24 protein-coding genes are annotated in these 26,997 nt (G+C 56.5%); 3 read left to right on the plus strand and 21 right to left on the minus strand.

Translation table 11 applies throughout. The features are described from left to right. Positions 1-12 precede the first annotated feature (12 nt). From NAT23_RS09650 to NAT23_RS09700, 11 genes are all read right to left on the minus strand, one after another. Positions 13-2,061, minus strand: a complete 2,049-nt coding sequence (locus tag NAT23_RS09650) for an FUSC family protein (protein ID WP_251927812.1) — start codon at positions 2,059-2,061, stop codon at positions 13-15. Next, complete coding sequence (locus NAT23_RS09655; protein WP_251927814.1) at positions 2,058-2,954, minus strand: efflux RND transporter periplasmic adaptor subunit; 897 nt, start codon at positions 2,952-2,954, stop codon at positions 2,058-2,060. Before NAT23_RS09655 ends, NAT23_RS09650 begins: the two co-directional genes overlap by 4 nt. 8 nt (positions 2,955-2,962) lie before the next feature. Next, positions 2,963-3,172: a DUF1656 domain-containing protein gene (locus NAT23_RS09660; RefSeq protein WP_251927815.1), complete on the minus strand. Its 210-nt coding sequence runs from the start codon at positions 3,170-3,172 to the stop codon at positions 2,963-2,965. A gap of 184 nt (positions 3,173-3,356) precedes the next feature. After that, entirely contained in the window at positions 3,357-4,526 is a 1,170-nt protein-coding gene (locus NAT23_RS09665; RefSeq protein WP_251927817.1) for a porin, read from the minus strand. Between the two features lie 346 nt (positions 4,527-4,872). Beyond that, entirely contained in the window at positions 4,873-5,601 is a 729-nt protein-coding gene (locus NAT23_RS09670; RefSeq protein ID WP_251927818.1) for a ProQ/FINO family protein, read from the minus strand. 38 nt (positions 5,602-5,639) lie between these two features. Further along, positions 5,640-6,170 (minus strand): dihydrofolate reductase, encoded by a 531-nt coding sequence (locus NAT23_RS09675; RefSeq protein WP_251927820.1) that lies wholly within the window; start codon positions 6,168-6,170, stop codon positions 5,640-5,642. Then, positions 6,167-6,961 carry a thymidylate synthase gene (locus NAT23_RS09680; RefSeq protein WP_251927822.1) on the minus strand — a complete coding sequence of 265 codons (795 nt, stop codon included), beginning with the start codon at positions 6,959-6,961 and terminating at the stop codon, positions 6,167-6,169. Before NAT23_RS09680 ends, NAT23_RS09675 begins: the two co-directional genes overlap by 4 nt. Before the next feature lie 10 nt (positions 6,962-6,971). After that, positions 6,972-7,784: a prolipoprotein diacylglyceryl transferase gene (gene lgt / locus NAT23_RS09685; RefSeq protein WP_251927824.1), complete on the minus strand. Its 813-nt coding sequence runs from the start codon at positions 7,782-7,784 to the stop codon at positions 6,972-6,974. 10 nt (positions 7,785-7,794) lie between these two features. Next, positions 7,795-8,583 (minus strand): sulfite exporter TauE/SafE family protein, encoded by a 789-nt coding sequence (locus tag NAT23_RS09690; RefSeq protein ID WP_251927826.1) that lies wholly within the window; start codon positions 8,581-8,583, stop codon positions 7,795-7,797. 78 nt (positions 8,584-8,661) lie between these two features. Then, a complete protein-coding gene (ptsP, locus tag NAT23_RS09695) occupies positions 8,662-10,926 on the minus strand; it encodes a phosphoenolpyruvate--protein phosphotransferase (protein WP_251927828.1) in 2,265 nt (754 codons plus the stop codon). 65 nt (positions 10,927-10,991) lie between these two features. Beyond that, the gene (locus NAT23_RS09700) at positions 10,992-11,501 is read right to left on the minus strand and encodes an RNA pyrophosphohydrolase (protein WP_251593948.1); all 510 of its coding nucleotides are present in this window, start codon (positions 11,499-11,501) and stop codon (positions 10,992-10,994) included. Between the two features lie 152 nt (positions 11,502-11,653). Here NAT23_RS09700 and NAT23_RS09705 point away from each other — a divergent pair, with 152 nt between their 5' ends. Further along, positions 11,654-12,313, plus strand: a complete 660-nt coding sequence (locus tag NAT23_RS09705) for a histidinol-phosphatase (RefSeq protein WP_251927830.1) — start codon at positions 11,654-11,656, stop codon at positions 12,311-12,313. 11 nt (positions 12,314-12,324) lie between these two features. Here the strand turns inward: NAT23_RS09705 and rsd are convergent, their stop codons facing one another. The 4 genes from rsd to NAT23_RS09725 form a co-directional block, all read right to left on the minus strand. Then, the gene (gene rsd / locus NAT23_RS09710; RefSeq protein WP_251927832.1) at positions 12,325-12,819 is read right to left on the minus strand and encodes a sigma D regulator; all 495 of its coding nucleotides are present in this window, start codon (positions 12,817-12,819) and stop codon (positions 12,325-12,327) included. 26 nt (positions 12,820-12,845) lie between these two features. Continuing rightward, entirely contained in the window at positions 12,846-13,364 is a 519-nt protein-coding gene (locus NAT23_RS09715) for a disulfide bond formation protein B (RefSeq protein ID WP_251927833.1), read from the minus strand. A gap of 34 nt (positions 13,365-13,398) precedes the next feature. Then, on the minus strand, positions 13,399-15,000 hold the full coding sequence (gene gshA, locus NAT23_RS09720) for a glutamate--cysteine ligase (RefSeq protein WP_286010009.1): 1,602 nt from the start codon (positions 14,998-15,000) through the stop codon (positions 13,399-13,401). A 143-nt stretch (positions 15,001-15,143) separates the two neighbouring features. Continuing rightward, positions 15,144-17,468: a Tex family protein gene (locus tag NAT23_RS09725; protein WP_251927835.1), complete on the minus strand. Its 2,325-nt coding sequence runs from the start codon at positions 17,466-17,468 to the stop codon at positions 15,144-15,146. Between the two features lie 178 nt (positions 17,469-17,646). On the opposite strand from NAT23_RS09725, the gene NAT23_RS09730 reads away from it, so the two are divergent. Beyond that, entirely contained in the window at positions 17,647-19,425 is a 1,779-nt protein-coding gene (locus NAT23_RS09730; RefSeq protein WP_251927836.1) for a methyl-accepting chemotaxis protein, read from the plus strand. Between the two features lie 156 nt (positions 19,426-19,581). Here NAT23_RS09730 and NAT23_RS09735 read toward each other — a convergent pair whose 3' ends face one another. The 4 genes from NAT23_RS09735 to yrfG all read right to left on the minus strand — a co-directional run bounded on the left by NAT23_RS09735 (position 19,582) and on the right by yrfG (position 23,391). After that, the gene (locus tag NAT23_RS09735) at positions 19,582-21,144 is read right to left on the minus strand and encodes a phosphoenolpyruvate carboxykinase (RefSeq protein ID WP_251927838.1); all 1,563 of its coding nucleotides are present in this window, start codon (positions 21,142-21,144) and stop codon (positions 19,582-19,584) included. 237 nt (positions 21,145-21,381) lie between these two features. Then, positions 21,382-22,266, minus strand: a complete 885-nt coding sequence (hslO, locus tag NAT23_RS09740) for an Hsp33 family molecular chaperone HslO (RefSeq protein WP_251927840.1) — start codon at positions 22,264-22,266, stop codon at positions 21,382-21,384. Positions 22,267-22,289: 23 nt separating this feature from the next. Beyond that, positions 22,290-22,685, minus strand: a complete 396-nt coding sequence (locus tag NAT23_RS09745; protein ID WP_251927842.1) for an RNA-binding S4 domain-containing protein — start codon at positions 22,683-22,685, stop codon at positions 22,290-22,292. A gap of 49 nt (positions 22,686-22,734) precedes the next feature. Then, on the minus strand, positions 22,735-23,391 hold the full coding sequence (gene yrfG / locus NAT23_RS09750) for a GMP/IMP nucleotidase (protein ID WP_251927844.1): 657 nt from the start codon (positions 23,389-23,391) through the stop codon (positions 22,735-22,737). 235 nt (positions 23,392-23,626) lie between these two features. On the opposite strand from yrfG, the gene nudE reads away from it, so the two are divergent. Continuing rightward, entirely contained in the window at positions 23,627-24,208 is a 582-nt protein-coding gene (gene nudE, locus NAT23_RS09755; RefSeq protein ID WP_251927846.1) for an ADP compounds hydrolase NudE, read from the plus strand. A gap of 81 nt (positions 24,209-24,289) precedes the next feature. Here the strand turns inward: nudE and NAT23_RS09760 are convergent, their stop codons facing one another. Together NAT23_RS09760 and ilvD are read right to left on the minus strand one after the other, a co-directional pair. Further along, entirely contained in the window at positions 24,290-24,745 is a 456-nt protein-coding gene (locus NAT23_RS09760) for a hypothetical protein (RefSeq protein WP_251927848.1), read from the minus strand. Between the two features lie 327 nt (positions 24,746-25,072). After that, positions 25,073-26,923, minus strand: a complete 1,851-nt coding sequence (ilvD, locus tag NAT23_RS09765; protein ID WP_251927850.1) for a dihydroxy-acid dehydratase — start codon at positions 26,921-26,923, stop codon at positions 25,073-25,075. Between the last annotated feature and the right edge of the window lie 74 nt (positions 26,924-26,997).

The raw sequence follows: 26,997 nt of genomic DNA on the forward strand, positions 1-26,997 counted from the left end.
CCCAGGCAAGCATCAGGCGCTTTGAACAGTCTCGGAGTGTCGCTTGAAGGTCAACTCCAGCCGGCGACATAGCCCTTCCGTCAGGTCGAGACGATCCTTGCCGATGCTGTCATCCTCTTTCATCTGAGCAAGCAACGCCTCGGAAGCCTTGCGAAACTCATCGTCGACTTCACCCCAGGCACACTTTTGATAGGCAAGCGCAAGCGCGCGTTGCCAGCGGCGTGAGACGGCCTTCAATCGTGGATCGTCATACTTCGAGAGATAAGAGTGTAGCCGCATCGACACATGCCCGAGATTGAGTCCTGTCAGCCCAAGGTCCAACAGATTACGACGCTCTTCGGGGAGATGGGCGTCGTAGCCTGCCAATCGCTGTAGACGCTCCGCCATACGCCCGTTGAACCAGTGCTCGCTATGTTCCTTCTCGCGCTGCCAGAGATGCCGAAGATCGTCCGCGGTCGCACTGATCAAGCGTCTGCGCATAATCTTGACGCTGGGGGAACCGATCATTCGGAAGAGCGCCCAAAGGATCACCAGCCCAAGCACGACCACCAAGCCCCGGTTGAGCGTACTTGCAATGTTGAAGCTCATGGAATTGCTGGGCATCGTAAGAATGGTATAGATGATGCAAAACCCGAGGCCGTAAGCGCGGGTTGGCGCATTGGCAATGGCCATCAGCCCCAGAAACAAGGGGGGCCCAAAAATCAGCAGCAGCATTTCAAAGTCGCGAGGCGCGCCGGCCAATAGCACATTGCCGAAAATCAACGCTGCCGGAAACGCGATAAGCGCCCCCATGAGCACCTGTTTAAGCATGGGCGCCGGGGCCGGGAAACGAGCGAACATGATGCTGAAAATAACAGGCAGCACCATCATCAATACCGCTGAAGAGTTGCCACTGGCAACCCAGACCAGCGTACCTATCGCAAATGCAACACCGGTTCTGAGCCCGGTTAAAAGGCCTAGAAGCAGATCGCGGTAAGTGGAGAGACTGGGGGCTTTTAGCTTGGTTCGCTCGGCATTGACGATGGCCTTGTTGGCCTGAAGCATCAAAATAGAGTACGCCACCATTTCTCGCATACTGTGGAGCACGCGCTGCTGAAGCGGTGTAAGCGTTGTTTCCTGCTTGATGTGCTGAATACGACGTCTGAGTGTCTGAGCCATGTCGCGCGCTTCTTTTTCAGACGACGTTTCTCGCATCGATCGAAACGTGCACCGGAGCTCGTCCAACACCTCTTTAATCGTATCGTCCATGCTCTCGGGCGCATGCCGTATCAGTCGTCCAAGAATCTGAATGTCGGCAACCAGCGTCAATGTCCGCTGGGCAAGCACATTGGCAGCGCGCACCCGCCCTCCCCCCGCTGGCCCCTCATACACCATGGCACTGCTGTCATTATCAAGCGCCACCACGGCCTGGATAGTGTCGATCACACTTTGACGCGCGGTATTGGGGTCGGCCTCCAGAGACAGCTGCTGCTCCAGACAATTGAAGGCAGAATTGACCACCGTGCGAGCGTGGGCGGTGATGATGTCGCGCACTCGTGCGGGCCAGAGCAACATGCTGACGAGCGTGGCGCAGGTTGCCCCCAGGGCAATTTCACTGACTCGGGCAACAGCGGTATCGAAGACACTAAAGCTTGACGGCGCGTTGCTGTACACCAGCGACAACAGCACAATCAGTGCAGCCGTGGCCCCTGAAATGGCAAAGCCATAGGTCAGGTTGAAGTTTCGAACAAGCGCGGAACCCGCAGCGTTAAGCGACAGCCATACCATCAGAACCATCAAGGCAATGCCTGGCGACTGCATGAACAGCGCCATAATGGCAATGCCTGCGGCCCCGCCGACCAGGGTGCCTCCGATCTGGCAAAGCCCCTTTTCGATGACCAGACCGCTTTGAGGTCTGATCTGAAGAAATACGGCCGAAATGAGCGCCCAGTAGGGTCGCTCCAGATTCATTTCCATGGCGAGAAAGAGCGCCAAGGCCATGGCGATCACGCCCTTGAGGGCGAATTGAAGCACCGCCCTTTCCGGCAGCAGATAGAGCCTGAGCAGCGGGGGCATGCTCATTGCCCGTGGCCTGTCACCGCCTGGGACGGCGCAGCATCGCCTTGAAGAACCTGAATGCTCGCCGTCATGCCTGCACTCAGATGAAGATTATCGGGAACATCATCGAAAACGATATCGACAGGAATGCGTTGAGCGAGCCGCACCCACGTGTACGTCTGCTGTACTTGCGGCAGCAACTGACCGTCCGGCGTGGTGTTCTGATTGGAAATACCATGCCCGATACTTGCAACATGGCCCATGATGGTGGCCCCGCCACTCATCAGGTGAACACGAGCCTTGTCACCGACCTTGATCGAGGGAATCTTGGTCTCCTCGAAGTAGCCGGTAACGTAATACGACCCCTGCTCCACCACGGAAAGCACGGACTTTCCTTGCGTCACGTAATTGCCTTCACGCAGTTGCAGGTTGATGATCGAGCCAGAAACCGGCGAGGTCACCGTTGCACGAGCGAGATCGATCTTGTCTGACGCCAGCTTTGCCAGCGCCTGTTGATAGTTGGCCTTGGCAATATCGGCCTGAATCCGGGCAGACTCTAAATCTTCCGAACTAATGGCGTTTCTGCTGAGTGCGCTGCGCCGCTCGAACTGATGTTGGGCCTGCTCCCAGGCGTATTTTTGATGGCGCACGCTGGCCTCATCTTGATCGACCATTGCCTGATAGCGCGTGTCGTTGATCTTGAACAACACATCACCAGAACTCACCGAGGCGTTGTCTCGGACATTGAGCTCACTCACCCAGCCAGACACATCGGGCGCAACAGTAACGACGTGCGCACGAACACGGCCATCCCGCGTCCATGGCGAGTACATGTAATACTGCCAAAGCCAGATTCCGGCAATGACCGCCAGAACGACGATCGCGAGCGTAATAAAGATTCTAAGCGACTTTTTCATGCGGGAGACTATCCGAACGCACCCAACCAGTACGTGATACCGGCCAAAATGCAAATGTAGAGCGCAACATCGAACCACGCTTCCTTCCATACCCAGCGCTCGAGCGCTGTTTTATGCATCACGAAGCGAATGATGAATGTTGCAATGAAACTGAGTATGCAAAAAAGAATTAACGGGCTGAAGTAGACGCCACCCCAGGCCAGCTCATGCAATAACATCGACGAGCCTCATCTCATCAACCACCCTGCCGTGCGGCTACGTGTTCATCAAAATCGAAAAGGAGTGTAGCACGGCCACCGAATCACTGAATAAACCAATGCCTGTTTCGCACTCGAAACAAAAAAAGCCGGCCCCAAAAGGGGCCGGCTCTATCAAGCGATCACGCGGTTAGGCGAGGATCACTTAGAAGCTGTAGGCAACACCGGTAGCAACACCATTGTTGGTATCGTCTTGGCGGTCATAGACAGCGCCTTCAACCCAGACGTACATTTGGTTGCTCAGGTTGTAGGTCGCGCCGATCATAGCTTCGTTGTAGGTCTCGTCGCTCTGGTTGCCGAGGCCGTTAAAGCCGCGCGGATCAAGCGTTGCAACCGCATCGCCTTCAGCATCAACGTACTGATACGCGCCGTAGATGTCGCCCTTGCCGTAGCCCCAGCGTGCGCCGATGCCGTAACGGTTAACGTCGGCGTTGTCGTTCCAGTCCGCGTCAAGGCGTGAGGCTTTAACCGCAACGCGCAAAGTGTTGATAGTGTAGGCAACGTTCAAGCCATAAAGGTCACCGTAATCACTTTCATTGCCGGCCGCAGAACGGAACTTGAAGTTATTCAGGTTGTCATACGTTGCGGCAAGGGTCAGGCCGCCGACTGTATAGCGAAGGCCGCCGAACAAGGAAGCACTGCTATCTTCATCCAACTCAAAACCATCGCCAGTCGGGTTGCCATTCGCATCGGTGAATGCTTGTCCGCTTCTAACCGGAGAACCGGTGGCTGCCTCACCGTCGCCTTTGTACTGTGTACCGATGGCAAACTGGAGACCACCAAACATCGGAGAGGTGTAGGTAATCTTGTCGCTTTCATATTCGCTGCCGACCAAGTCACCTTGCTCGTCAGTTACATCGAAGTATTCGTTGTTGGATACCGGATCCGCGATCCAGTCGTCGAACAGGGAGTCCCAGGAACCGACGCGCAGGTCACCGAAGTTACCAGTTAAACCAACGTAAGCCTGGTCGCCAGTGGTCAGGCCAGTATTGTTGCTAACGCTATTGCCATTGCTATCTTCGTAATTGGCGTAAGCGCCTTTTTGCTTATCGGCTTCAAATTCGAATTCAGCGCGGAAATAAGCGGTCAGACCGTTGTCTAGAACGTGCTCGCCTTTAACACCCAGCGTAGAGCCTTTGTCAAAGAGATCGCTTTCGGTGGAATCACCGTTATCAATGTTGCGCAGGCCAAGCTGAACGTTACCGTAGAGGTCCAGTTTGGAGCCGTCCTGATTGTAAACCGTTGCTGCCTGAGCGCCAGTTGCAGCCACACCCAACACACCGGCAATCGCAGTCGCTAATAGCGTCTTTTTCATTTTTGAGTTCCTTAAAAAGCTTACTGTTCGATTGTCTGCTTTCTTATTGATTTGCAGAAGATTGCTCCCCACCTCTCCGGGCGTTGGAGCTTTATTGTTTATTGCTCGCAGACGTACCTTATGACGGCCCTACCCCGAACGCAACTAGAAAAAAACAGTGTTTTCGATGTTTTTCCGACTGCGTTTTAACCGTTATTTCGGTGTGAAAAGTGCCATGTTTTTATGACAGTTTCATGAAAAATCATTTTAAATCGAGTAGTTATAGAACATTGTTATCGAACACTGATCATTTAAAGGTCCGACAAATAGTTCCATGGCTTATAATTAGACTTTAGTCCAAATAAATTCAATTACTCTGCAAATGATTTGCAAGCGCAGAAAGTTTTTTATTCATTCTTTCCTGCTCGACTTTGGCCTGCCGCTCTTTCTGACGCAACTGCAATCCTTCAAGTTTCGTGAGCGCGTGAGCAGCCTCTTCCCCGGTAATCATGCCACACCCATTTCCTTCCAAATCAACACGCTCACTGCCCTCGCGAATTGATTTCAAATAGCGTGGCAAGTTGACGTAACACGCCAGCGCACGACGCAACAGTTTGGTCGAGACGTTGTAGTGACGAGCAAGCTCTGTGTGGATACCCACCTGAAGCGGCTTGGTATGGCCCTTGAAAAACGCCGCTGGGAAGCGGCTGTACCACTCCTCGAGAAGCGAGTGCGGGGTATAAAGCGCATCGTCGTTCGCGGTGGGCGTCTCAGAGCCAACGTCTTTCGGATCGCTGGCGGCCATAACCTCGTCCGGCTGTGAGTGCTCCGATTCTTCCTGGTGTTCAGCAGGGGCTGAAGAAGGCGACAGCGTTTCAGTATCCGCTGCCGCGCTGGCCGGCTCCCGGGTAGGGGCTTCAGCTACTCGGGCATTGTTTGAAGCATTGGCAGGAGCAAGCGCCTCGATGCGAGAGCGAAGCACCCTGTTTTCCGCTTCAAGCGCCCGGATTCGGGCCTTGGCCTGCTCGAGCTGTTGCCAGGCATTGATGGATGTGTGCTCGAGCGCATCGACCAGCGCTTCAAATCGGTTACTCATGAGGACCTCCCGTCGCCATGTCGAAAGCGCCTTTCGGCTTAGAGTTCACGTTCGTAGATCACGAACGCATAGTCGGGCTGCTGTTCGCTGGGTGCACCCGGCGTACGCTCGACCTCATGCCAGGTTTCGGTCGAAAACTCCGGAAACCAGGTATCGCCATTAACATCCACATCCACTTCGGTCAGATAAAGACGTGATGCCAACGACAGGGTCTGCGCATAGATATTGCCACCGCCAATAACCATGACTTCCTCGCTGCCATCGAGCATCGCCTGATTATCAGCCACATCCAGCGCCGACATGAGGTCGTTGCACACGCGAACGCCCTCATGAGAAAAGTCCGGATTGCGCGTGACCACGATATTGAGCCGATTCGGCAAGGGTTTGCCAATCGACTCGAACGTCGACCGGCCCATCACAATGGGTTTGCCCTGCGTCCTTGCCTTGAAAAACTTAAGGTCTTCCGGAAGATACCAGGGCAGGTTTCCTTCGACCCCGATCACTCGGTTGCGGGCAACCGCAGCAATTAAAGCAATCGGCACGAAAAATTCCGGTGTCTCAGTGCTCATACAGCCACCTCGGCCTTGATGTGAGGGTGCGGGTCATAGCCCTTGATCGCGATGTCATCAAACGTAAAATCGAAAATGCTCTTCACGGAAGAATTCAATTCAAGCGTCGGCTTAGTGCGCGGCGTTCGACTCAACTGTTCGCGCGCCTGCGCCAGATGATTCGAATAAAGATGTGCGTCGCCCAGCGTGTGGATGAACTCACCAACCCCGAGGCCACATACCTGCGCCACCATGTGGGTCAAAAGCGCATAACTTGCGATGTTGAACGGCACGCCCAGAAAGATGTCCGCGCTTCGCTGGTAAAGCTGGCACGAGAGTTTGCCGTCGGCCACATAGAACTGGAAAAGCGCATGGCAGGGAGGCAGTTTCATTTCATCGATCAGCGCCGGATTCCAGGCCGAGACGATCAACCGGCGTGAATCCGGTGACGTCTTGATCATGTCGATGACCTGTTCGATCTGGTCCACGTGGCCGCCGCGGTAATCCGGCCAGCTTCGCCACTGGTAGCCATATACCGGCCCAAGCTCGCCCTGCTCATCGGCCCATTCATCCCAGATTCGAACCTGATTGGCTTTTAGATAGGCGATGTTGGTATCGCCACTCAAGAACCAGAGCAATTCGTGAATGATCGAACGCAAGTGCAGCTTCTTGGTCGTGACGAGGGGAAACCCTTCGCTAAGATCGAATCTCATCTGATGACCAAACACCGAGCGCGTTCCGACACCGGTCCGGTCGCTCTTCTCAGTACCGTCATTCAGTACACGCTGCATCAAATCAAGATAGGGCGTCATGATAACTCGTTTACTCACTGGCTGATTCAGCCGCCGGAGACGGCCGGTCCACGGTTTGTCGACGTGACCATATAATCAACCACACACCACCGAGCAGCATGGGTACGCACAAAAGCTGCCCCATGGTCATCCACCCGAAGGCGATAAATCCGAGCTGGGGGTCGGGGCGGCGGAAGAATTCCACGGAAAACCGAAAAGTGCCGTAGAGTAGCAAAAACAGGCCTGAAACGAGACCCCGCTTACGCGGCTTGAGCGAGACCAGCCAAAGAACGATAAAAAGAACGATCCCTTCAAGAAGAAACTCATAAAGCGCCGAGGGGTGCCGCGGCTCGGGGCCGTACTTGGGATAATCCATCGCCCAGGGCACATTCGTGATTCGGCCCGGTAATTCCTGATTGATGAAGTTGCCCAACCGGCCTGCGCCAAGCCCGATCGGCACCAGAGGTGCAATGAAATCGGTCAGCTGGAAAAAGGCCAGGCGGTGACGCCGCGCAAACAGGAGCGCTGCGATTAACACGCCAATCAGCCCGCCATGAAAGCTCATGCCCCCATCCCAGACCTTGAATGCCCAGAGCGGATCGGCCGCCAACGCATCCCAGCCATAAAACAGCACATACCCCAGGCGCCCGCCCAGTACCACCCCGAGCGCGCCGTAGAAAATCATGTCGCCGACCTGATCCTTGGTCAGGCCCAGTCGATCCGCACGATAGCGCGCCAACACCCACGCACCGGCAAACCCGACAACATACATCAAGCCATACCAGTGAATGGCAAGTGGACCAATGGAAATTAAAACAGGATCGAAATTCGGATAATGGAGCATGTAAACGCCTTTAGCTGATCAAAAACTTCAACGCCATCACGATTAAAAGTGCGGCAAACGCCCGCTTGAGCCAGCGCTCGGGCAGGAAATGAGCAGCGCGCGCACCAAAGCGGGCTGTCCAAGTACTCATGAGTACGATCCCGATAAAGGCAGGCCAGTAAACGTAGCCCGTAGCCCAGGGGGGGAGTCCTGCATGAGACCACCCAACGACAATGGCGGTTAACGCGCCAATAATGGCAATTGGCACACCACAGGCGGACGAGGTCCCGACAGCCGAGCGCATTGGCACACCGCGCCATTCGAGAAAGGGCACCGAAAGCGTGCCTCCGCCGACACCAAACAAAGCAGACAGTGCGCCAATCACTCCGCCTGCACCAAGCATGCCAGGCCTTGAAGGCAGGGCTTCCTGGCCTCGCGCAATGCTTGGTGAAAAGAGCAGCTTGGCCGCAACCAGCAGAAAGAAGATGCTCAAAAGCATCGACATGATCGCGCCGGAAAGCTGCCCACCGATTACGACGCCCAGCATGGCGCCGAACACCAGTCCGGGAAGGAGTAATTTAAGACAGTCAAAGCGCACGCTTTCACGCTTGAAATGCGCGCTTGCCGATGACAGCGACGTAATGGCGATCGTTGCAAGCGAAGTGCCGGTCGCCATATGAACGATCACCGATGACGGAAACCCGAGGGCCTCGAACGTCAGCGCCAGCAGCGGCACAATGATCACCCCGCCCCCAATCCCGAACAGGCCCGCCATGAACCCTGCCAACGCACCGATTCCCAGAAAAACGATAAAACTCAACGCTCGGACTCCACTTCGACAAAGGCTGTGACAAAGAAAAAGCGCCAGATCAGGCGCTCCTCTCGATTTGAAGCGATGTTACTCTTCCCGTGGCGGCATTAGATGTGACAACCCCCACTGACTCATTCGCTGATTCAACTGCCGATGAACCAGAGCCGGTGTCGGCTGGGCCAGCGCCTCCTGAACAAGCGTCGTGGCCGATTCCAGACTCACTCGGCGAATGGCTGCCCGCACGCGTGGCAGATTGGGGGCATTCATTGAAAGCGCGGTGTAGCCCATCCCCATCAGCATCAGCGCACCTGCCGGATCACCAGCCAACTCACCACAGACCGATACCGGCGTATCGAGCCGCTTGGACTCTCGAGCCACATGATCGAGCGCTCGCAGGACCGATGGATGGCACGCATCATAAAGCGAGGACACCCGAGCGTTATTACGATCAACGGCAAGCAGGTACTGCGTGAGATCGTTGCTGCCGACGGAAAAGAAATCGACCAACTGAGCCAATGCGTCAAGCTGATAAAGCACGGCCGGCACTTCAATCATGACACCAACGAGTGGCCGTTCGATTTTGACGCCGTCATGGGTCAGCTCTTCGGTCACGCGGTCCATCAACTTCAGTACCGACAGCACTTCTTCCACACACGATACCATCGGCAACAGAATGCGCAGATTGTTGAGCCCCTCCGCGGCACGCAGCATCGCACGCAGCTGAACCATGAGCACTTCAGGGTGATCAAGCGTCACGCGAATGCCGCGCCATCCGAGAAAGGGGTTGTCTTCTTCGATGGGGAAGTACGGCAAATCCTTGTCGCCACCAATATCCAGCGTACGCATGACCACGGGGTGCGGCGCAAAGCCTTCGAGCTGATCCCGATAGAGCCTTAGCTGCTCCTGCTCGCTCGGAAAGCGCTGATGCATCATGAAGGGAACTTCGGTGCGATAAAGTCCGACGCCATCGACCTTGGCCTTGAGCGACCCGACCGCTTCAAGCGACAGACCTGTATTGACCATGAGCTTTACGGAATGGCCGTCCTCCGTCTCACCGGGAAGAAACTGTTCATCCTCGAGCATGCGCGTGAGCGCTCTTTCCTCGTTGATCAACGTAACGTAACGGCTCTCCATCTCGGCATCGGGACGCACCATCAGCTTGCCACGATGGCCATCCACCACCAGCCGCGTATGCGCAAGCCGAGACAGCGGAAGATCATTCATGCCAAGTACCGCAGGAATTCCCATCGCCCGCGCTAGAATCGCCACATGGGAAGTGCTGGACCCCCGCGTTGCCACCAGCGCCGCCAGCTTGTCTCGAGGTATTTCCCCAAGCTGCGCTGCACTGATTTCATCGCCCACCAGGATGGTGTTGTCCGGGTAAACGACCGGTTCCATGGCGCTTTCCTGCTGTAGATACCCAAGCACCCGGCGCCCGAGGTCCCGAATATCGGCAGCGCGCTCTTTCAGGTAATCGTCGTCGACGCGCTCCAGATATTGAACGTGGCGTTTCACGACCTTGGCCAGCGCGCTGGAGGCACTCCAACCTTCGCGAATACGCTTTTCGACCTCCTGGCCAAGCGAATGCTCGCCAAGCATCTGTTGGTAGACGTCGAAAAGGGCCTGCTCCTGCGCCGAAATTCGGCTTGCCAAACGTTCGGAGGCGGTCTGGATATCGGCGCGCACACCGCGAATTGCCTGATTGAACCGACCTACCTCAGCCTCGATATCGGTCACTCGGCGATCAGGCACTGCGTTCAGATCGGCAGGCGGCACCACAACATGCGCCTCACCAATGGCAAGACCAGGCGAGGCGGCCACACCGGAAAGTACCGCCGAGCCTTCGAACTCACCTAGGCGGGCAAGTGCACCGGAGGCAAGTGCCTGAACAAGAACTCCCGCAAGCTGCGCTGCCATGGTGATGAGAAAGGCCTCTTCGCCTTCATCGAAGCGCCGATTGTCGCGCTGTTGAACCACCAACACCCCAAGCACCTTGCGTTGGTGAATGATCGGCACCCCGAGAAAGCTCGAGTATCGTTCTTCCCCGGTTTCTTCAAAGTATCGAAAGTGCGGATGCGCAGGCGCGTTTTCCAGATTCAACGGCTCTTCGCGGCTGCCAACCAGCCCAACCAGACCCTCGCCCGGTTTCATCGCAACATGACCGATCGCGCTGGCATTCAACCCGATGGTATCCATCAAGACAAAGCATTGACGCTCGCTGTCCAGCAGATACACCGAGCAGACATCGGTTTTCATCGCCTTTCGAATGCGGCGCACGATAATGGATAACGCCGAATCAAGACTGGTTGCGCTATTGACCTCCTGAACAATTCGCCTGAGCACCGTTAACATGGAAGAAACAATATCCTTTTATTTCGATCAGCGCCCCGGTAAGAAAAAGGATCGCCTGTCTTTTGTTATCGAACGCCTGCGTGTCGTATCACTACCGCATTCTGACAAGGAAGGCGGGGGGCCAGTTCACGCAATGCTCGCCGATAAACTTCCCGTTTGAACGGAACTACCTGACCAAGCGGGTACCAATAGCTTACCCAGCGCCATCCATCGAATTCGGGCTTGGGCGTGGTATCGACACAGATACTTGTTTCCTGACACCGAATACGAAGCAGAAACCACTTCTGCTTCTGGCCAATGCACAACGGTTTCGAGCGAGTCCGGATCATGCGCTGCGGAAGGCGATAACGCAGCCAGCCGCGTGTGCATCCGATGATATCGACATCACGTTCACATAACCCGATCTCTTCTTTCAGTTCTCGAAACAGCGCCTGCTCGGGCGATTCATTCGGTTTGATACCTCCTTGCGGAAATTGCCAAGCATCTTGTCCTACCCGACGCGCCCAAAGCACCTGCCCTCTCGAGTTGGCAATGATGATGCCAACATTGGGGCGGAAGCCATCCGGGTCGATCACGAGTATCACCTTTGAATATTTTGATTGAGTTCATTCTTCCACAAAGCTTTAAAGGCCATCAACCAGCCTGGTCACGTATTAAACAATAACCATCTTTGCCATAATCATGAACGTCAGAGATCCATTATAACCAACCGGAACAGGAGTCGTTCGTGCGACTGGCCATCTTTGATCTAGATAATACCCTGCTGGCAGGAGATAGCGACCACACGTGGGGGGAATTTCTGATAGAGCAAGGCGCTGTAGACGAAAAGACCTACCGCGCCGCCAATGACCGCTTTCATCAGAACTACGTTGAGGGCACCTTGAACCTCGATGACTACCTGAACTTTTCGCTGGCGCCCTTGGCAGAGTACCCTACCGAGCAACTCAATGCCTGGCATCAGCAGTTCATGGCCTCAAAGATCGAGCCGATCATTCTGGCTCGTGGTGAAGAGCTTCTGGCAAGCCACCGCGCCAAAGGCGATTATCTTTTGATCATCACGGCCACCAACCGGTTCATTACCGGCCCGATCGCCGAGCGACTTGGCGTCGATGATTTGATCGCCATCGAGGTCGAGGAGAAGGAGGATGGTTATACCGGTCGCTACAGTGGGGTGCCAAGCTTCCGGGAAGGCAAGGTAGAACGCTTGACCATGTGGCTTGAACAAAACGGCATGACACTCGAAGATGCCTATTTCTATAGCGACTCTCAAAACGATCTTCCGCTGCTTCAAAAGGTCGACCACCCTGTCGCGGTCGACCCGGACGAGCAGTTACGCCAGCACGCGATCGACGCAGGCTGGCGCATCATCAGCTTGAGAGATAGTTGACTGCCAGCCCCTCAAGGCGTGCTGGAGGCGTCTTGAGGGGTTTGGGTATGAACCGCATGAAGACGAGCGATCAAGGCATCTTCCAGCTCGAAACGCTCCTGCAGTCCACGCTCGAGTCGCGCGAGCCACCCCGGCAACTGGCGTTGATTGGCATTGAACGCTGCCTCATTGGCGTAGGCGTCATTGAAATCGAGCACGAGCTGGGTCGAGGGGTCTAGATTCGCCAGTAGTTGATGACCGGCGTCCAACCCGTCCTGATCGCCGAACAGCTGACACTCTTCGTAAAGTTTGGGATAGAGCTCGAAATGACCAAGGCTTACGTAATCAGTAAGCTCTTCCCCGAAACGATCCAACGCCACCCGATCAATATGCTCAAGATCACTGTCACCCAGTGATTGAAGAGCATCGAAGCTTTCAAGCAAGCTCAAACGCTGCCCCAGCCACCGATCAATCAGACTATGGACACCGCCCCAACAGGCCTGAGCCCTGGCTACCTGTGTCAACATGATGAACTGCCCTCAGTTCTTCAAACTCAATGCGCGGGCGCGCGCACGCTTCGAACCATGGCCGCGATGATCAAGACCGCCAGAACACAGAAGCCGATCAGCGTCCAGGCAGGCAGGGTCATACCAAGCCACCTGAAACTTACTTCAGCACACTCGCCCGATCCGGACAATACCTGTGAGATCACGTTCCAGAGCGGCAGCACCTCAAGCATGTAATCAAGACCCGGCCCACAGGTCGGCACCTGATCCGGCGGCAGCGTCTGAAGCCATGTATGGCGCGCAGCGATACCGATGCCAACCAGGGTGGAAACAAGGCCCAGGCCACTATAAATGGCCCCCGCCTTACCCTTAGGATTATGCACTGCACCTATGACCAAAAAAATCAGCGCCACTAACACGGCAATGCGCTGAAAGATGCACAGCGGGCACGGCTCAAGACCGAACCCATGCTGCATGACCATGGCCGTTCCCAGCATCAGCACGCAAAAACCCGCACTGATTAAATACCAGGTCCGCGTTGTCTGTTCGAGCACCCACTGTTTCATTCGATCAACCATCAAAGTAAAGGATTAACGCGCATTAGTCCGCCTTGGCGACGCGAGGTTCACTGGCCTGTTCGAAATAATGCCCAAGAAACTCATCGAAAGACGGCTCATGCTCGCCATCCAGATCCTGCTGCTGCGAATGCGACGTTTCTGAAAGCTGAGTAAACAGCGCCTCACGTGCGCGATCCATCGGCTCAGCCATGAAGTGCTCCGCGTGCATTTTTGCACGCTCTACGCTCCAGTCGGTGAACTCACACTCTCGAGCGGTCAACTCTTCATACATGCGTCCGGCAGGCGTCGATTCCGGATGATCAAGACGCGGCTTCAATCGAGAAAGCGCCTCTCGATGCGAATTAGCATCATCACCCTCATCCAAAAGCTCTGCCACCTGTTCAAGGCCCGGCCACAGCGCATGCATCTGTGTGTTAATCGACACTTCCTTGCCATCAATCAACAAGGTGAGGTCGGGGTTTCGGCCATTGGCCACGACCCGAGCGCGGTTGAGATCGAGTTGATCGCATTCGGCGTCGGACACCTTGGGGCTTGGTGACAAAAGACACCAGACCAAAAACGTATCGAGAAAACGAATCTCGTCTTCGCTAATGCCCAGCGGATCAAATGGATCAAGGTCGAGACAACGCACCTCGATATACTCAACGCCACCGGCTTCAAGCGCCTGGGTGGGCGTTTCATTGTGCTTGGCAACCCGCTTTGGCCGAATATCACTGTAGTATTCGTTTTCGATTTGAAGAATGTTGGTGCTGAGCTGGCGCCACTGCCCCTGCTCATCCTTCACACCCTTCGCCTCATAGGCCGGCCATTTCGCAGAAATCGCATGGCGCAGGGTATTGATGTAATTTTCAAGCGAGTTGAAACAGATCTTGAGCTGATCCTGCACCTTATTCTGGTAGCCCAGATCACTCATGCGAAGGCTCGATGCAAACGGTGACAGTCGCGTCCGCTTGCCGTGACGGGGCAATGTGGACTCACGCCCATCGAGAAAGCTCTCATCGATGGCCGGCGACCCACCGAACAGATACAAGAGCAGCCAGCTGTTGCGGCGGAAATTGCGAATCAGATCGAAATAACGGCGCGAGCGGTACGTCGACCGTGCAAGATGCTCGCTGCCCTCCATTGACTGGAGCACGGGCCACAGCTCGTCCGGCAGCGAAAAGTTGTAATGAATGCCGGCGATGGACTGCATGATACGGCCATAGCGAAGATCGAGACCGCGCCGGTACACCTGTTTCATCTTGCCGATGTTGGACGAACCATAATCGGCGATCGGCACACTGTCGTTGCCGTTGAGACGACTTGGCATGCTGGCCGGCCACACCCACTCCCCGTCGAGGTAACGATAGGTATAGCGGTGAAGATCACCCAGAAACGCCAGCGCATCCTTGGGCCGGCAATATACCGGTGTAATGTATTCCAGAAGCGACTCGGAATAATCCGTGGTGATGTGCGGATGCGTCAGCTTGGCGCCCAATCCCTCGGGGTGAAAGCGAGCGCTGATGCGGCCATCGTGATCGACCCTCAACCCCTCTTTTTCGATACCCCGCCGAATTCGGCGAAACATACCCTGACGCGCGGTCGAACGCAGCAGGTCCAGCTGGCTTTGAAATGACTCAGACAAGAGGCGGCACCTTTCTTTCCGCGAGGGCGAACCCTCATGTTTCGGAGCAAGCTCAAGGGCTTTGCGATAAAAAAACAGACCCGTCAAACGGGTCTGGAACTGCTGACCATTATGGCGCGCCACAGCCTGCTTTCAAGAAAACATCACTGCCGCTTGGCGCCTGCCTTTAAAAGCGCCTCGCCCAATGCGCCCACCGATTTGGCCGAATTCGACTTCTCGGTAGCTTTAGGCCTGGGCCGCGCTGACGCATTCTGTCGCGGCCCACTCTCACTGCGAGCCGAGACGGCTTCCGGCGTATCGTTTAAGCGCATCGACAATCCGACACGCTTTCGCGCAAGGTCAATCTCCATCACCTTGACGCGCACGATATCGCCGGCCTTCACCACCTCGCGCGGGTCCTTGACGAACCGATCCGACAACGCCGAGATATGCACCAGACCGTCCTGATGAACCCCGATATCCACGAACGCGCCGAAGTGCGTCACATTCGTGACCGCGCCCTCAAGAATCATACCGGGTTCAAGGTCGTTGAGCGTTTCAACGCCCTCCTGAAACTCGGCAAATCGAAACTCAGGACGCGGATCGCGACCCGGCTTCACCAATTCTTTCAAAATATCTGTAACCGTTGGTAGCCCGAATCGCTCATCGGTAAACTCCGCCGGCCGAAGATTGCCTAAAAACGCAGCGTCTCCGACCAGGCTCCCAAGCGCCCGGCCATGCGCCCTGGCGATACGCTCAACCACCGGATACGCTTCCGGGTGAACCGCAGAACCATCCAGCGGGTTATCGCCATTGGAGATCCGTAAGAATCCGGCGCACTGCTCGAACGTCTTGGGCCCGAGCCGCCCAACCTTCAAAAGCTGAGTCCGCGAGCCGAATGCCCCGTTCTGGTCGCGCCAGGCCACGATGTTGTCGGCAAGGTTAGCGTTAAGCCCGGACACACGCTTAAGCAGCGCGCTCGAGGCCGTATTGAGGTCGACCCCAACACCATTGACACAATCTTCAACCACGGCGTCCAGAGAACGTGACAATTGAAGCTGTGAAACGTCGTGCTGATACTGACCGACACCGATCGATTTCGGATCGATCTTGACCAGCTCGGCAAGCGGGTCCTGTAGCCGCCGCGCGATCGAAATCGCACCTCGAATCGTGACGTCAAGGTTAGGAAATTCCTGGGCAGCAAGCTCTGAGGCCGAATAAACCGAAGCGCCGGCTTCGCTGACCACAACCTTGCTGACGTTACGCCCCTTCTCGCCAAGCGCTGCGACCACTTCACCGGCCAGTTTATCGGTCTCACGACTGGCTGTTCCATTACCTATCGCAATCAGCTCGATACCAAATTTCTCACACAGGGCCACCAACGCTGCTCTGGCCTGCGACCACCGCTTTTGCGGCGCGTGTGGATAGAGCGTGTCGTGCGCCACGACCTTGCCCGTGGCATCGATGGCCGCCACCTTGATGCCGGTTCGAAGCCCGGGGTCAAGGCCGAGCGTCGGCTTGGCACCGGCGGGTGCGGCCAAGAGCAAATCGTTCAAGTTATCGGCGAACACGGTAATCGCCTCCAGCTCGGCCCGCTCACGAAGCTTGCCCAGAAGCTCGGTTTCAAGCTGGGTATACAGCTTGACTCGCCAGGTCCATCGAACGACTTCCTTGAGCCAGGTGTCCGCCGGACGCTTTTGATCGGTGATGCCTGCGTGCTGGGCAATCATCGCCTCGGCAGGATGGCTGACTCCCTCATCGGCATTGTCGAGGTCAATCTTTAACGCCAACACACCCTCATTTCTACCGCGAAACATCGCAAGTGCCCGGTGAGACGGCACTCGGCTCAAAGGCTCCTGATGCTCGAAGTAATCGGAAAACTTGGCGCCTTCTGCCTTTTTGTCAGCAACCCCCTGAGAGACCAGCACGCCGTCTTCCCACAGGCGCTCTCGAAGCGTACCGACCAATTCAGCCTGTTCTGAAAACCGCTCCATCAGAATCTGCTTGGCACCGTCGAGAGCGTCCTTGATCGTCGTTACGCCTTCGGCGCTGCCAAGATAGGGCTCAGCCGCCGAGTCCGGCGTCTGTTGCGGGTCGTTCAACAGGGTGTCGGCCAACGGCTCGAGCCCCGCCTCGCGCGCTATCTGAGCCTTGGTGCGGCGTTTCTTACGATATGGCAGATACAGATCTTCAAGGCGCTGTTTGGTATCGGCGTCAACAATGGCGCGTCGCAGCGCGTCGTCGAGCTTGCCCTGCTCATCGATCGAGGCAAGCACACTGTCCCGGCGTTCATCGAGCTCTCTTAGATAGCGAACACGCTCTTCCAGCGTGCGCAACTGGCCATCGTCAAGTCCGCCGGTTGCCTCCTTTCGATAGCGCGCCACGAACGGCACGGTCGCGCCGTCATCGAGCAGCGCCATCGCAGCCGCGACCTGCTTGGGCTGCACGTTCAACTCTTGCGCGACACGCGTCGCAACATTCCGATCCATAGCCGTCATAGTCACCACTGTTTCCAATTTCAGACCGGTCGACACCCTATCACACAATGCTCTAAATCATGCGTCTCCTCTAAAGGCTCTCTCGGACACGGTCGATACTTGGAAACACGACCTTTGTCCTATCTCGAGCCATCGCACGCGCCATGGAGCGCTCTGTGAGGAAAAGCCTATGCCGACTCGCTTCCACAGCCTGAAGTTCAAATATGGTGCCGCGTTCGTAAGCGTTGCCCTACTCATGATCATCGTAACGGGTCTTTCCGAATACATGCTCGAATCGGTCAAGCAGCGCATGAACGAATTCAGCGGAAAGTTCAACACCTCGATTTCCGCGGTATTGAACGCCGACCGGGATCTCTATCAAGCCCACACCGCCGAACTGAATTATCTCCAGTCCACACCGGGCACCGAGCGCGCTCAAGGCTACAAGGCCACCTTTGAAGAGAACGCACAGCAGGCGTTCGATCGCATGCAGGTCTATAAGGACACGCTGTCCGGTTATCCGGAACTGATTACACCTCTGGCCGACTTCGAGGCCCGGTTCGATCAGTGGAAACAAGTGGCCGATGAGGTTCTAACGCTTCATGCCGCCGGAAACAGCGAACAGGCGCTTGCCCTGAGCCGGGGCGCATATCAGACCCAGTTCGATCAGTTAAGAGCGCTTTACGACCTTGCCGGTGAAAGCGCTGGCGCGAAGACCGATGCACTCGGCGCCGAGACGCTCGAGCGCGTTGGCGTTTTTGAAGCCGTGATCCTCATCGTTTCGCTGTTTGCCGTCACTCTGGCGATGGCCGTTGCCATCGTCGGCCCTCGCCGTCTGACAAAAAACATTCAGGCGCTAATCGACCGCATTGAGGACATTACTCGAGGGGAAGGCGATTTAACCCAACGGCTCTCGACCGAGCGCAAGGATGAGCTGGGCAAGATGGCAGGCGCTTTCAATCACTTCATCGAACACATCGACTGGACTCTTGGCGGCATCCGCTCCAGCACCGACACCGTGCACAGCTCATCCAGAGAAATTGCCCGCAGCAGCAGTGACATGGCCGCTCGAACCGAAAAGACAGCCGCCAACCTTCAACAAACCACCGCCTCGATGGAAGACATCACAAGCGCGGTCAACAAGACCTCTCAAGCCGCGCGGGAGGCAAGCACGCTTGCCGACAGTACTGCCCAACTGACGCGAGGCGGACAGAAAGCGATCGAGCAGGTCGAGCACACCGTCACGGCAATCAACGACTCCTCCGTCAAGGCAAGCGACATCATCACGCTTATCGATGGCATCGCGTTCCAGACCAACCTGCTTGCCTTAAACGCGTCGGTCGAGGCCGCCCGCGCCGGAGAGCACGGTCGTGGCTTCGCGGTTGTCGCTCATGAAGTACGCACACTTTCAGGGCGCGTCAGTGATGCCTCTCACAACATTCGAGAGCTGATGGAAACGTCAGTGGAAAACGCCAGAAATGGTACGGAGCTGGTCAAGCAGGCCAGTGAGGCCATGGCGTCGATCCTGAGCAGTGTCGAGGAGGTCAATGACATCATCAACCGCATCAGCGTCGAGAGCCAGAGCCAAAGCGAAGGCGTCAGCCAGATCAACCACGCGATCAACGAGCTCGATCACATCACTCAGCAAAATGCGGCCATGGTGGAAGAATCGAGTGCCGCAGCCGCCGACATGAGCGAACAGGCGACAAAGCTCCACGAGGTTATTGGAAGCTTCAAGCTGAGCAGTCACGCCAACACCGGGGCACCGTCAGCCAAGGCTCCGGCGCATACACGGCCGCGCGCTGCCTCGCCCTCTGTTAACTCACAGAAACCGGCAGGAACTTATGCGCCCAAAGCACCTCAGGCAGTGAATAAGCGCGAAAACACCTCATTGCGCGCTGCTCCCGCTACAAAGCCTGCAAACACTACCGTCATGGCCTCGGATGACGATGACTGGACCGAGTTCTAGGCATCGCCAGGACAGAGACCGAGCAATGAGCGTTTGCGACTAGCGAGCCGGTGACGTACAGGCCGGCCGCACAAAACCAAAAAAGGGGGCGGCACATGATGTGCCGCCCCCTTTTCTCTTTCTGTCTTCCTCATGAATCATCGAGGAAGTACGTCATCAGTGCTGGAGCTGTGGCCCGGCCTGAATCACATCGTCTTCGACACCTTCGAACTTGGTGAAGTTTGCCGTGAACTTCTCGATCAATGACTGCGCTTGCGCCTCGAACGCTGCCTTGTCTTCCCATGCATCGCGTGGATTGAGCAGCGTCGTATCTACACCCTGCACAGCTTTCGGGACATCAAGGTTCAACCCAGGCACCCGCTGCGTTTCGGCATGGGCCAGATCGCCGCTCTGAATGGCGGCGATAATGCTGCGCGTGGTGGGAATGCTGAAACGCTCACCGCCCTGGCCGTAGGCCCCTCCGGTCCAGCCGGTGTTGACCAGATAAACGCGTGAGCCGAAGGCTTCGATGCGCTTCATCAAAAGCTCGGCATACACGTGTGCCGGGCGAGGGAAAAACGGCGCGCCAAAACAGGTCGAGAACGTGGTTTCAAGCGAGGACGTCGACCCGATTTCAGTCGAGCCGACCTTGGCGGTGTAGCCCGACAGAAAATGGTACGCAGCCGCCTCGGGCGACAGCACCGACACCGGCGGCAATACACCGCTCATGTCGCAGGTCAGAAAGACAATCGCACTCGGCTCCCCTGCACGGTTTTCATGCACGCGCTTTTCAACAAACTCGAGCGGGTACGCAGCCCGGGCATTCTGAGTCAGTGACATATCGTCGTAATCGGTATCGCGCGCATCGCTCAAAACCACGTTTTCGAGCACGGTGCCATAGCGAATCGCCCGCCAGATGATCGGCTCGTTCTTTTCAGACAGATTGATGGTCTTGGCGTAGCAGCCACCCTCGAAGTTGAAGACAGTACCCTCGCCCCAGCCGTGCTCATCATCGCCGATCAGATAGCGGGACGGGTCCGCAGACAGCGTCGTCTTGCCCGTGCCGGACAGCCCGAAGAACAGCGTTGTCTGGCCGTCCTCGCCCACGTTCGCGCTGCAGTGCATCGGAAGCACGTCCTTTTCGGGCAGCAGGAAGTTCTGAACCGAGAACATGGCCTTTTTCATTTCACCGGCGTAGCGCATGCCCGCGATCAATACGCGACGACGCGCGAAATTGATCATGACGGTGCCATCGCTATTGGTGTTGTCACGGCCGGGCTCACACACAAACGTCGGGGCGCTCAGTACTTCCCATTCGCGCTTGCCTTTCGGGTTATAGGCGTCGGGGCGTACGAACAGGTTACGACCGAACAGCGCATGCCAGGCAAATTCCGTACGCAGGCGGATGGGCAGGTAGTGCTCGGGATCGGAGCCGACATGAAGCTCGTTGAGGTAGGTCTCGCGCTCGGCCATGTGATCCTCGACGCGCTCCCACAGGGCATCGAACGTGGCGGGCGTGGCCGGTTGGTTGACGTCACCCCAGTCGATGTACTCGCTGGTGGAAGGCTCATCGACGATAAAGCGGTCTTTCGGGGAGCGACCTGTTCGATGTCCGGTTTCGGCAACCAGGGCACCGTTGACCGATAGACGTGCTTCATCGCGTGAAAGCGCGTGCTCTACCAACTCAGGTACCGTCAGATTGACGTGCGGCTTTGCCGAACTGTCCAGTTGTGTCGTCATGTGATTCCTCGGCCGTGAGGCCTCTCTCTCGTTAACACATTAAGTACGTGGCTCTCTGGCCACGCTTTATGCCATTAAAGGCTTTTTATAGACGCCATTGCCGATGAGCAGAACTCATCGGCAAGCCGGGGTCAGTATGGCAAAAAAGCACATGAGCTGAAATAACGTAATGGGCAGGACGTCCCGTTATGCACAACTTGAACGGGGTATGCATGGCAGCAAAAGCGCTACAGGCCCTCAATGAACAGTGGGCGGCGGCGCGTCCGGCGCATCGATCAGTTGCTCGACGTCTGCCGCCGAGAAGTGATAATGCGTATTGCAGAAATGGCACTGGGTATCGATCTGGTGCTGCGCCTCGATCGTTGCTCGAAGCTCGTCCTCACCCAGATTCAAAAGCGCGGATGCAAATCGCTCGCGCGAACAGGTGCATCCGAACTCAACGGGAAACGGGTCGAAAATGCGTGTCGTTTCCTCGTGATACAACCGGTAGAGCAGCTCTTTCGGCTCAAGCGTCAGAAGCTCATCACGCTTGACGGTTTCAGCGAGTTTAACGGTTCGATTCCAGGCGTCCGGGTCATCGGTACGCCCATCTTCAGGAAGCTTCTGTAGAAGAATGCCACCCGCCCTTGCCTGATCTGCCTCGAGCCAGAGTCTGGTCGGCAGCTGCTCGGACTGGGCGAAATACGTCTCCAGACATTCGGCCAGCGTGTCATGCTCGAGTTGAACGATCCCCTGATAGCGCTGCCCTTCCTTGGGGTCCAGCGTAATGACGATATGCCCCTCGCCCACCAGTTCGGCAAGCGATGGCGTCTCAGTCAGCTCGGCCTGCTCATCAAACCGGGCAATCGCTCGAAGGGTTTGCGCATTGCCTTCAAGCCCCGGGTTGGACTCAGCCATTAATAGCGTTGCCGGCCCGCTGCCTCGCACCTCGAGGCTGACCACGCCATCGAGCTTGATGGTTGAGGTCAAAAGCGCGACGGCGCCAAGCAGCTCGCCGAGCTGACGCTTGATCGGTGCCGGGTAGTCATGGCGAGCGATAACGTTTGAGAAGGTGTCCTCGAGCGTGACGACTTCGCCCCGCACATCGGTATTGTCAAAAATGAAGCGTTGAATATGATCCATAACTGTCTCGTGTTGGCCCCGCGCTAGTCCTGAAACCCATCGCGCTGAAAGCGCTGGATGGAGCGGCGTTCGCGCTTGTCCGGGCGATTCTTGGGCGGCTGCATGGCTTGTTTGTTGGCGCGTCGCTGTTCGGCGTTGCGCGTCCGGCGCGCCTCACTGGCAGCGGTCTCGGCATAGAGGGCCTGCGCCTCCGGTGCGCCTCGGCGCTGCTCCGACAGCGCGACCACTTCGACGTCCAGCGTATCGAATCCTTGCGGCACTGAAATAACGGCGCCGATTTCAACCTGCTTGCTGGTCTTGGCCCGCGCACCGTTGTAGTGAACCTTGCCACCTTCGATCGCCTTCTTGGCGAGCCCGCGCGTCTTGAAAAAACGGGCGGCCCAAAGCCATTTGTCCAGTCGTATCGCCTGTTCGCTCATACTGCCTCCCTGGTTGCCATGCCTGACATATGAGGGCGCGCGCCCTCGATCACAAGGCGTCCACCATCAGCGCCTGGAAGCGATCAAGTGCAACAAATTCCTGAAGCTCCTTCACCGGTGAGCGGCTGTCGGGCTGCAAAATACCCAAAAGGTATTGAATACCGTGCTCACGGGCGGCCTCGAGAACATGGACGTTATCGTCGATCAGGAGCGTTCGCGCCGGATCAAGACCGAGCCTGTCTTCCAGCAGCATCCAGAATTCGGCCGACTCCTTGGCATGCCCAAGATCCGCCGAGGAAACAATGTCATCGAGATAGACATCGAGGCCGGTCAAAGGAAGCTTTAGCTCAAGGCTTCGCCGATCGGCATTGGTGGCCAATATGACCTTGGGATGACGCACCTTGAGCCATTCCAGAAAGTCCCGAGCATCACCTCGAAATCCGATGAGGTGGGCAACCTCTTGCTTGAGCGCCACAATGTCCACATCAAGCTCTCGTGACCAATAATCCAGGCTGTAACCGTTCAGAGTGCCGTGCTCTGCGCGAATACGTGTCACCAGCGTGTCAAACGAGGTTTCGTCCAGCTTCTTAAGCTCGCGATAGCGTTGAGGCAGGTGCTCCAGCCAGAAGTGGCTGTCGAAATGAAGGTCCAGAAGCGTGCCGTCCATATCGAGCAGCACGGTATCGATGGCGTTCCAGTCAAGCATGGGGGCGTCCTTATAAGCGAAATACCATTGAGCCTTCTTTTTAACCCTGACATTAAAGCGCTTCAAACCGATCACCCCCCATTTTTTCGATAAGCCTGGCCGAGGCGCCTCCTTAGCAATCATTTTATGAAGCGCCTATTTTCTGAAGCACTCTTGCCTCAAGCCATGCAAGCACTGCGAAAGCCAAAGCGATTGGCTACCATGAAGAACACTTGGTTTATAGGAAAGACATGCGATGCCGGATGAAAAGAAACCCCGAATCGAGGCCCTTGAGACCGTTGCGGAAAGCGCCCTGTTTCGTATCGAGGCGATGGATCTCACTTTCAGCAATGGCAATACGCGTCGGTTCGAGCGCCTTCGCGGTCGCGGCAAGGGCGCCGGCGCAGTCATGATCGTTGCCCTCCCGGATCCCGAGCATGTTTTACTCATTCGTGAATACGCCGCAGGCATCGATGAGTATGCGCTTGGGCTGCCCAAGGGCGTAATCGATCAGGGGGAGGATGTTCTGACAGCGGCCAATCGGGAACTCAAGGAAGAATGCGGCTTTGGTGCTCATGTTCTGGAGCCACTGACCGAACTCTCTCTGGCCCCCAATTACATGTCCCACCGCATCCAGGTCGTTCTTGCTCAGGAGCTCTATGAAGAACGCCTTGATGGCGATGAGCCCGAACCGCTGGAGACAGTGCGTGTACGCCTTGATGAACTGAGCGAGCTTCTAACGCGCTCAGATGTACACGAAGGTCGCTCGATTGCGGCGCTGTTTATCGCGCGAGAGTATCTTCGCGGTCGTGAGGAAAACGATGCGTCATGGTGGTAAGGCCTCGCCTGAGTGCGTTTCAGGTCAAAAACCAGACATAAAAAAAGCCGGTCCGAGACCGGCTTTTTTTACTAGCATCAATTACTTCATATCGCTGTTGTCAGCGTTCAGATCGTCGTGCATCTCTGCAGAATGGCCTTGGCGGCCAGTCTGGGTTTCCGGCTGCTGCTGGACATTCCCGTTGTCAAGCGCAGTGCCTTCATCCTGCATTTCAGCGGAATGGCCCTGACGGCCAGTCATTTCATTGTTGGTGCCTTCCTCGATGCTGCTGTGTGCAGCGTCGCCACTCATGTGCGAGCCCTGCTCTGAATGAGAGATATGATCTGAATCGGTGGCTTTACTGCCCATGTATTCCTGACCATCGCCGGTCGGAGACACATCGTTTTGGCCAGTCTGTGCAGCAAACGCCTGCATGGTCGGCAGAGTTAGAGCGGCGCAAAATGCAGTAGCAATCAGCTTTTTCATGGTTCCTTCCTTGAGCTTTGATCGAAAATCGGCGTTTCGGTTAACAAATGGTGATTTTCCCTGTTTCTTCAAGTCTGGCCATCCTTACGCCATGGCTTGAAACATCCGATGTGAGAGCCTCGCTGACGTCCTGTCTGCGGATCACCAAAACATGACTCCATGTTAGACAACACTTCAACTTCTGTCAAAGTCTTGTACAAACAATAATGCGTGTACTTGGTTTCTTTTTATAGTCGGTTTTAAGGCCCACCGCCTCCTCTTTTACCTGGCCATCGCGCGCTCTTAAGTTAGACCGTGTACTTTCTCGCCCGAAATCCAGCGATCACCGCATTTCTCATGCCCAAAAAAAGCCCGCTCGGAGCGGGCTTTTTTCAGAACGTGATGGTTGAGCGCGTGGGCTTAACGATCCTCGAGCTTATCGAGGTCACGCACGGCGCCACGATCAGCAGACGTTGCGAGCATGGCGTAGGCCTTGAGCGCGGCGGAAACTCGACGCACACGCTGAACGCTCGGTTTCCACGCCTGGGCGCCGCGGTCTTCCATTGCCTGACGACGATGGGCCAACTCTTCCATGGGAAGGTCAACGTTGATGGTTCGATTGGGAATATCGATCTTGATGATGTCCCCGCTTTCAACCAGACCGATTGCACCGCCGGCAGCCGCCTCGGGCGATACGTGGCCGATGGAAAGCCCGGAGGTACCGCCGGAGAATCGACCGTCGGTCATCAACGCACACGCCTTGCCAAGCCCCTTGGACTTCAGATACGACGTCGGATACAGCATTTCCTGCATGCCGGGGCCGCCTTTCGGGCCTTCATAGCGAATGACGATGACCTCGCCTTCCTTCACCTTGCCATCGAGAATGTGCTCGACGGCTTGATCCTGCGATTCCACCACGTGCGCCGAACCTTCGAACACTAAAATGGAATCATCGACACCGGCCGTTTTCACCACACAGCCGCTTTCGGCAATGTTGCCGTAGAGCACGGCCAGACCACCCTCTTTCGAGAACGCATGCTCAAGGCTTCGAATGCAGCCATTGGCACGGTCGCCATCAAGCGAGGGCCAGCGCGCTGACTGGGAAAACGCCTCCTGAGTGCGAATACCACCGGGGCCGGCCTTGAAGTATTCGATCACCTCAGGCGTGGGGTTTCGCATGATGTCCCACTCATCGAGCGCCTCGGCGAGGCTGTCGCCGTACACCGTCGGCACGGACGTATCAAGCACGCCCGCCCGGTCGAGTTCACCAAGAATTCCCATGATGCCGCCCGCACGGTGGCAGTCTTCCATATGGTACTTCTGGGTATTGGGCGCCAGCTTGCAAAGCTGCGGCACTTCCCGAGACAGCGTATCGATGTCACTCATCGTGAAATCGACCTCGGCTTCCTGCGCCGCCGCCAGCAGGTGCAGGATGGTATTGGTCGAGCCACCCATGGCGATATCGAGCGTCATGGCGTTTCTGAACGCGGCCTTGGAGCCGATGGCGCGCGGCAGCAGGTGGGCCTCATCGTTTTCGTAATAGCGCTTGGCAAGTTCAACGATACGGTGACCGGCCGTTTCAAAAAGGCGACGGCGGTCGCTGTGGGTCGCAAGCGTAGTACCGTTGCCCGGCAGCGCGAGGCCGAGGGCTTCGGTCAAACAGTTCATGGAGTTGGCCGTGAACATGCCCGAGCAGCTGCCGCAGGTCGGGCAGGCGCTGCGCTCGACCTCATTGAGCGTTTCATCATCGACGCTGTCGTCGGCGGCCATGACCATGGCGTCGACCAGGTCGAGCCCGTGATTCAAAAGCTTGGTCTTGCCGGCTTCCATCGGGCCGCCGGAAACGAAGATGACCGGTACATTGAGGCGCATGGCCGCCATCAACATTCCAGGGGTGATCTTGTCGCAGTTGGAAATGCAGACCAGCGCATCGGCGCAGTGTGCGTTGACCATGTACTCAACGCTGTCGGCGATGATGTCGCGGCTTGGCAGCGAATACAGCATGCCGTCATGGCCCATGGCGATGCCGTCATCAACTGCGATGGTATTGAATTCCTTGGCCACACCGCCGGCCTTTTCGATCTCGCGCGCGACCAGCTGACCCATGTCCTTCAGGTGGACGTGACCGGGCACAAACTGGGTGAAGGAGTTCGCGACCGCGATGATCGGCTTCTGGAAATCGTCATCGTTCATGCCGGTCGCGCGCCACAGCGCACGGGCACCGGCCATGTTGCGCCCCTGGGTCGTCGTTCTAGAGCGGTATTCAGGCATGATGTCCTCATCGTTATCGTCGTGGGGTTGGCCGGATAGGATCAACGTGTCCGTGTATGCCCCGGCGTTCAGCA

This window comes from Larsenimonas salina (assembly GCF_023736155.1).
Taxonomy (GTDB): Bacteria; Pseudomonadota; Gammaproteobacteria; order Pseudomonadales; family Halomonadaceae; genus Larsenimonas; species Larsenimonas salina.

Excerpts from the sequence above, each read along its gene's own strand:
- NAT23_RS09650 (WP_251927812.1), bottom strand. The coding sequence starts at position 2,061 with ATGAGCATGCCCCCGCTGCTCAGGCTCTATCTGCTGCCGGAAAGGGCG.
- NAT23_RS09655 (WP_251927814.1), bottom strand. The coding sequence starts at position 2,954 with ATGAAAAAGTCGCTTAGAATCTTTATTACGCTCGCGATCGTCGTTCTG.
- NAT23_RS09660 (WP_251927815.1), bottom strand. The coding sequence starts at position 3,172 with ATGTTATTGCATGAGCTGGCCTGGGGTGGCGTCTACTTCAGCCCGTTA.
- NAT23_RS09665 (WP_251927817.1), bottom strand. The coding sequence starts at position 4,526 with ATGAAAAAGACGCTATTAGCGACTGCGATTGCCGGTGTGTTGGGTGTG.
- NAT23_RS09670 (WP_251927818.1), bottom strand. The coding sequence starts at position 5,601 with ATGAGTAACCGATTTGAAGCGCTGGTCGATGCGCTCGAGCACACATCC.
- NAT23_RS09675 (WP_251927820.1), bottom strand. The coding sequence starts at position 6,170 with ATGAGCACTGAGACACCGGAATTTTTCGTGCCGATTGCTTTAATTGCT.
- NAT23_RS09680 (WP_251927822.1), bottom strand. The coding sequence starts at position 6,961 with ATGACGCCCTATCTTGATTTGATGCAGCGTGTACTGAATGACGGTACT.
- lgt (WP_251927824.1), bottom strand. The coding sequence starts at position 7,784 with ATGCTCCATTATCCGAATTTCGATCCTGTTTTAATTTCCATTGGTCCA.
- ptsP (WP_251927828.1), bottom strand. The coding sequence starts at position 10,926 with ATGTTAACGGTGCTCAGGCGAATTGTTCAGGAGGTCAATAGCGCAACC.
- rsd (WP_251927832.1), bottom strand. The coding sequence starts at position 12,819 with ATGTTGACACAGGTAGCCAGGGCTCAGGCCTGTTGGGGCGGTGTCCAT.
- NAT23_RS09715 (WP_251927833.1), bottom strand. The coding sequence starts at position 13,364 with ATGAAACAGTGGGTGCTCGAACAGACAACGCGGACCTGGTATTTAATC.
- NAT23_RS09725 (WP_251927835.1), bottom strand. The coding sequence starts at position 17,468 with ATGGATCGGAATGTTGCGACGCGTGTCGCGCAAGAGTTGAACGTGCAG.
- NAT23_RS09730 (WP_251927836.1), top strand. The coding sequence starts at position 17,647 with ATGCCGACTCGCTTCCACAGCCTGAAGTTCAAATATGGTGCCGCGTTC.
- NAT23_RS09735 (WP_251927838.1), bottom strand. The coding sequence starts at position 21,144 with ATGACGACACAACTGGACAGTTCGGCAAAGCCGCACGTCAATCTGACG.
- hslO (WP_251927840.1), bottom strand. The coding sequence starts at position 22,266 with ATGGATCATATTCAACGCTTCATTTTTGACAATACCGATGTGCGGGGC.
- NAT23_RS09745 (WP_251927842.1), bottom strand. The coding sequence starts at position 22,685 with ATGAGCGAACAGGCGATACGACTGGACAAATGGCTTTGGGCCGCCCGT.
- yrfG (WP_251927844.1), bottom strand. The coding sequence starts at position 23,391 with ATGCTTGACTGGAACGCCATCGATACCGTGCTGCTCGATATGGACGGC.
- nudE (WP_251927846.1), top strand. The coding sequence starts at position 23,627 with ATGCCGGATGAAAAGAAACCCCGAATCGAGGCCCTTGAGACCGTTGCG.
- ilvD (WP_251927850.1), bottom strand. The coding sequence starts at position 26,923 with ATGCCTGAATACCGCTCTAGAACGACGACCCAGGGGCGCAACATGGCC.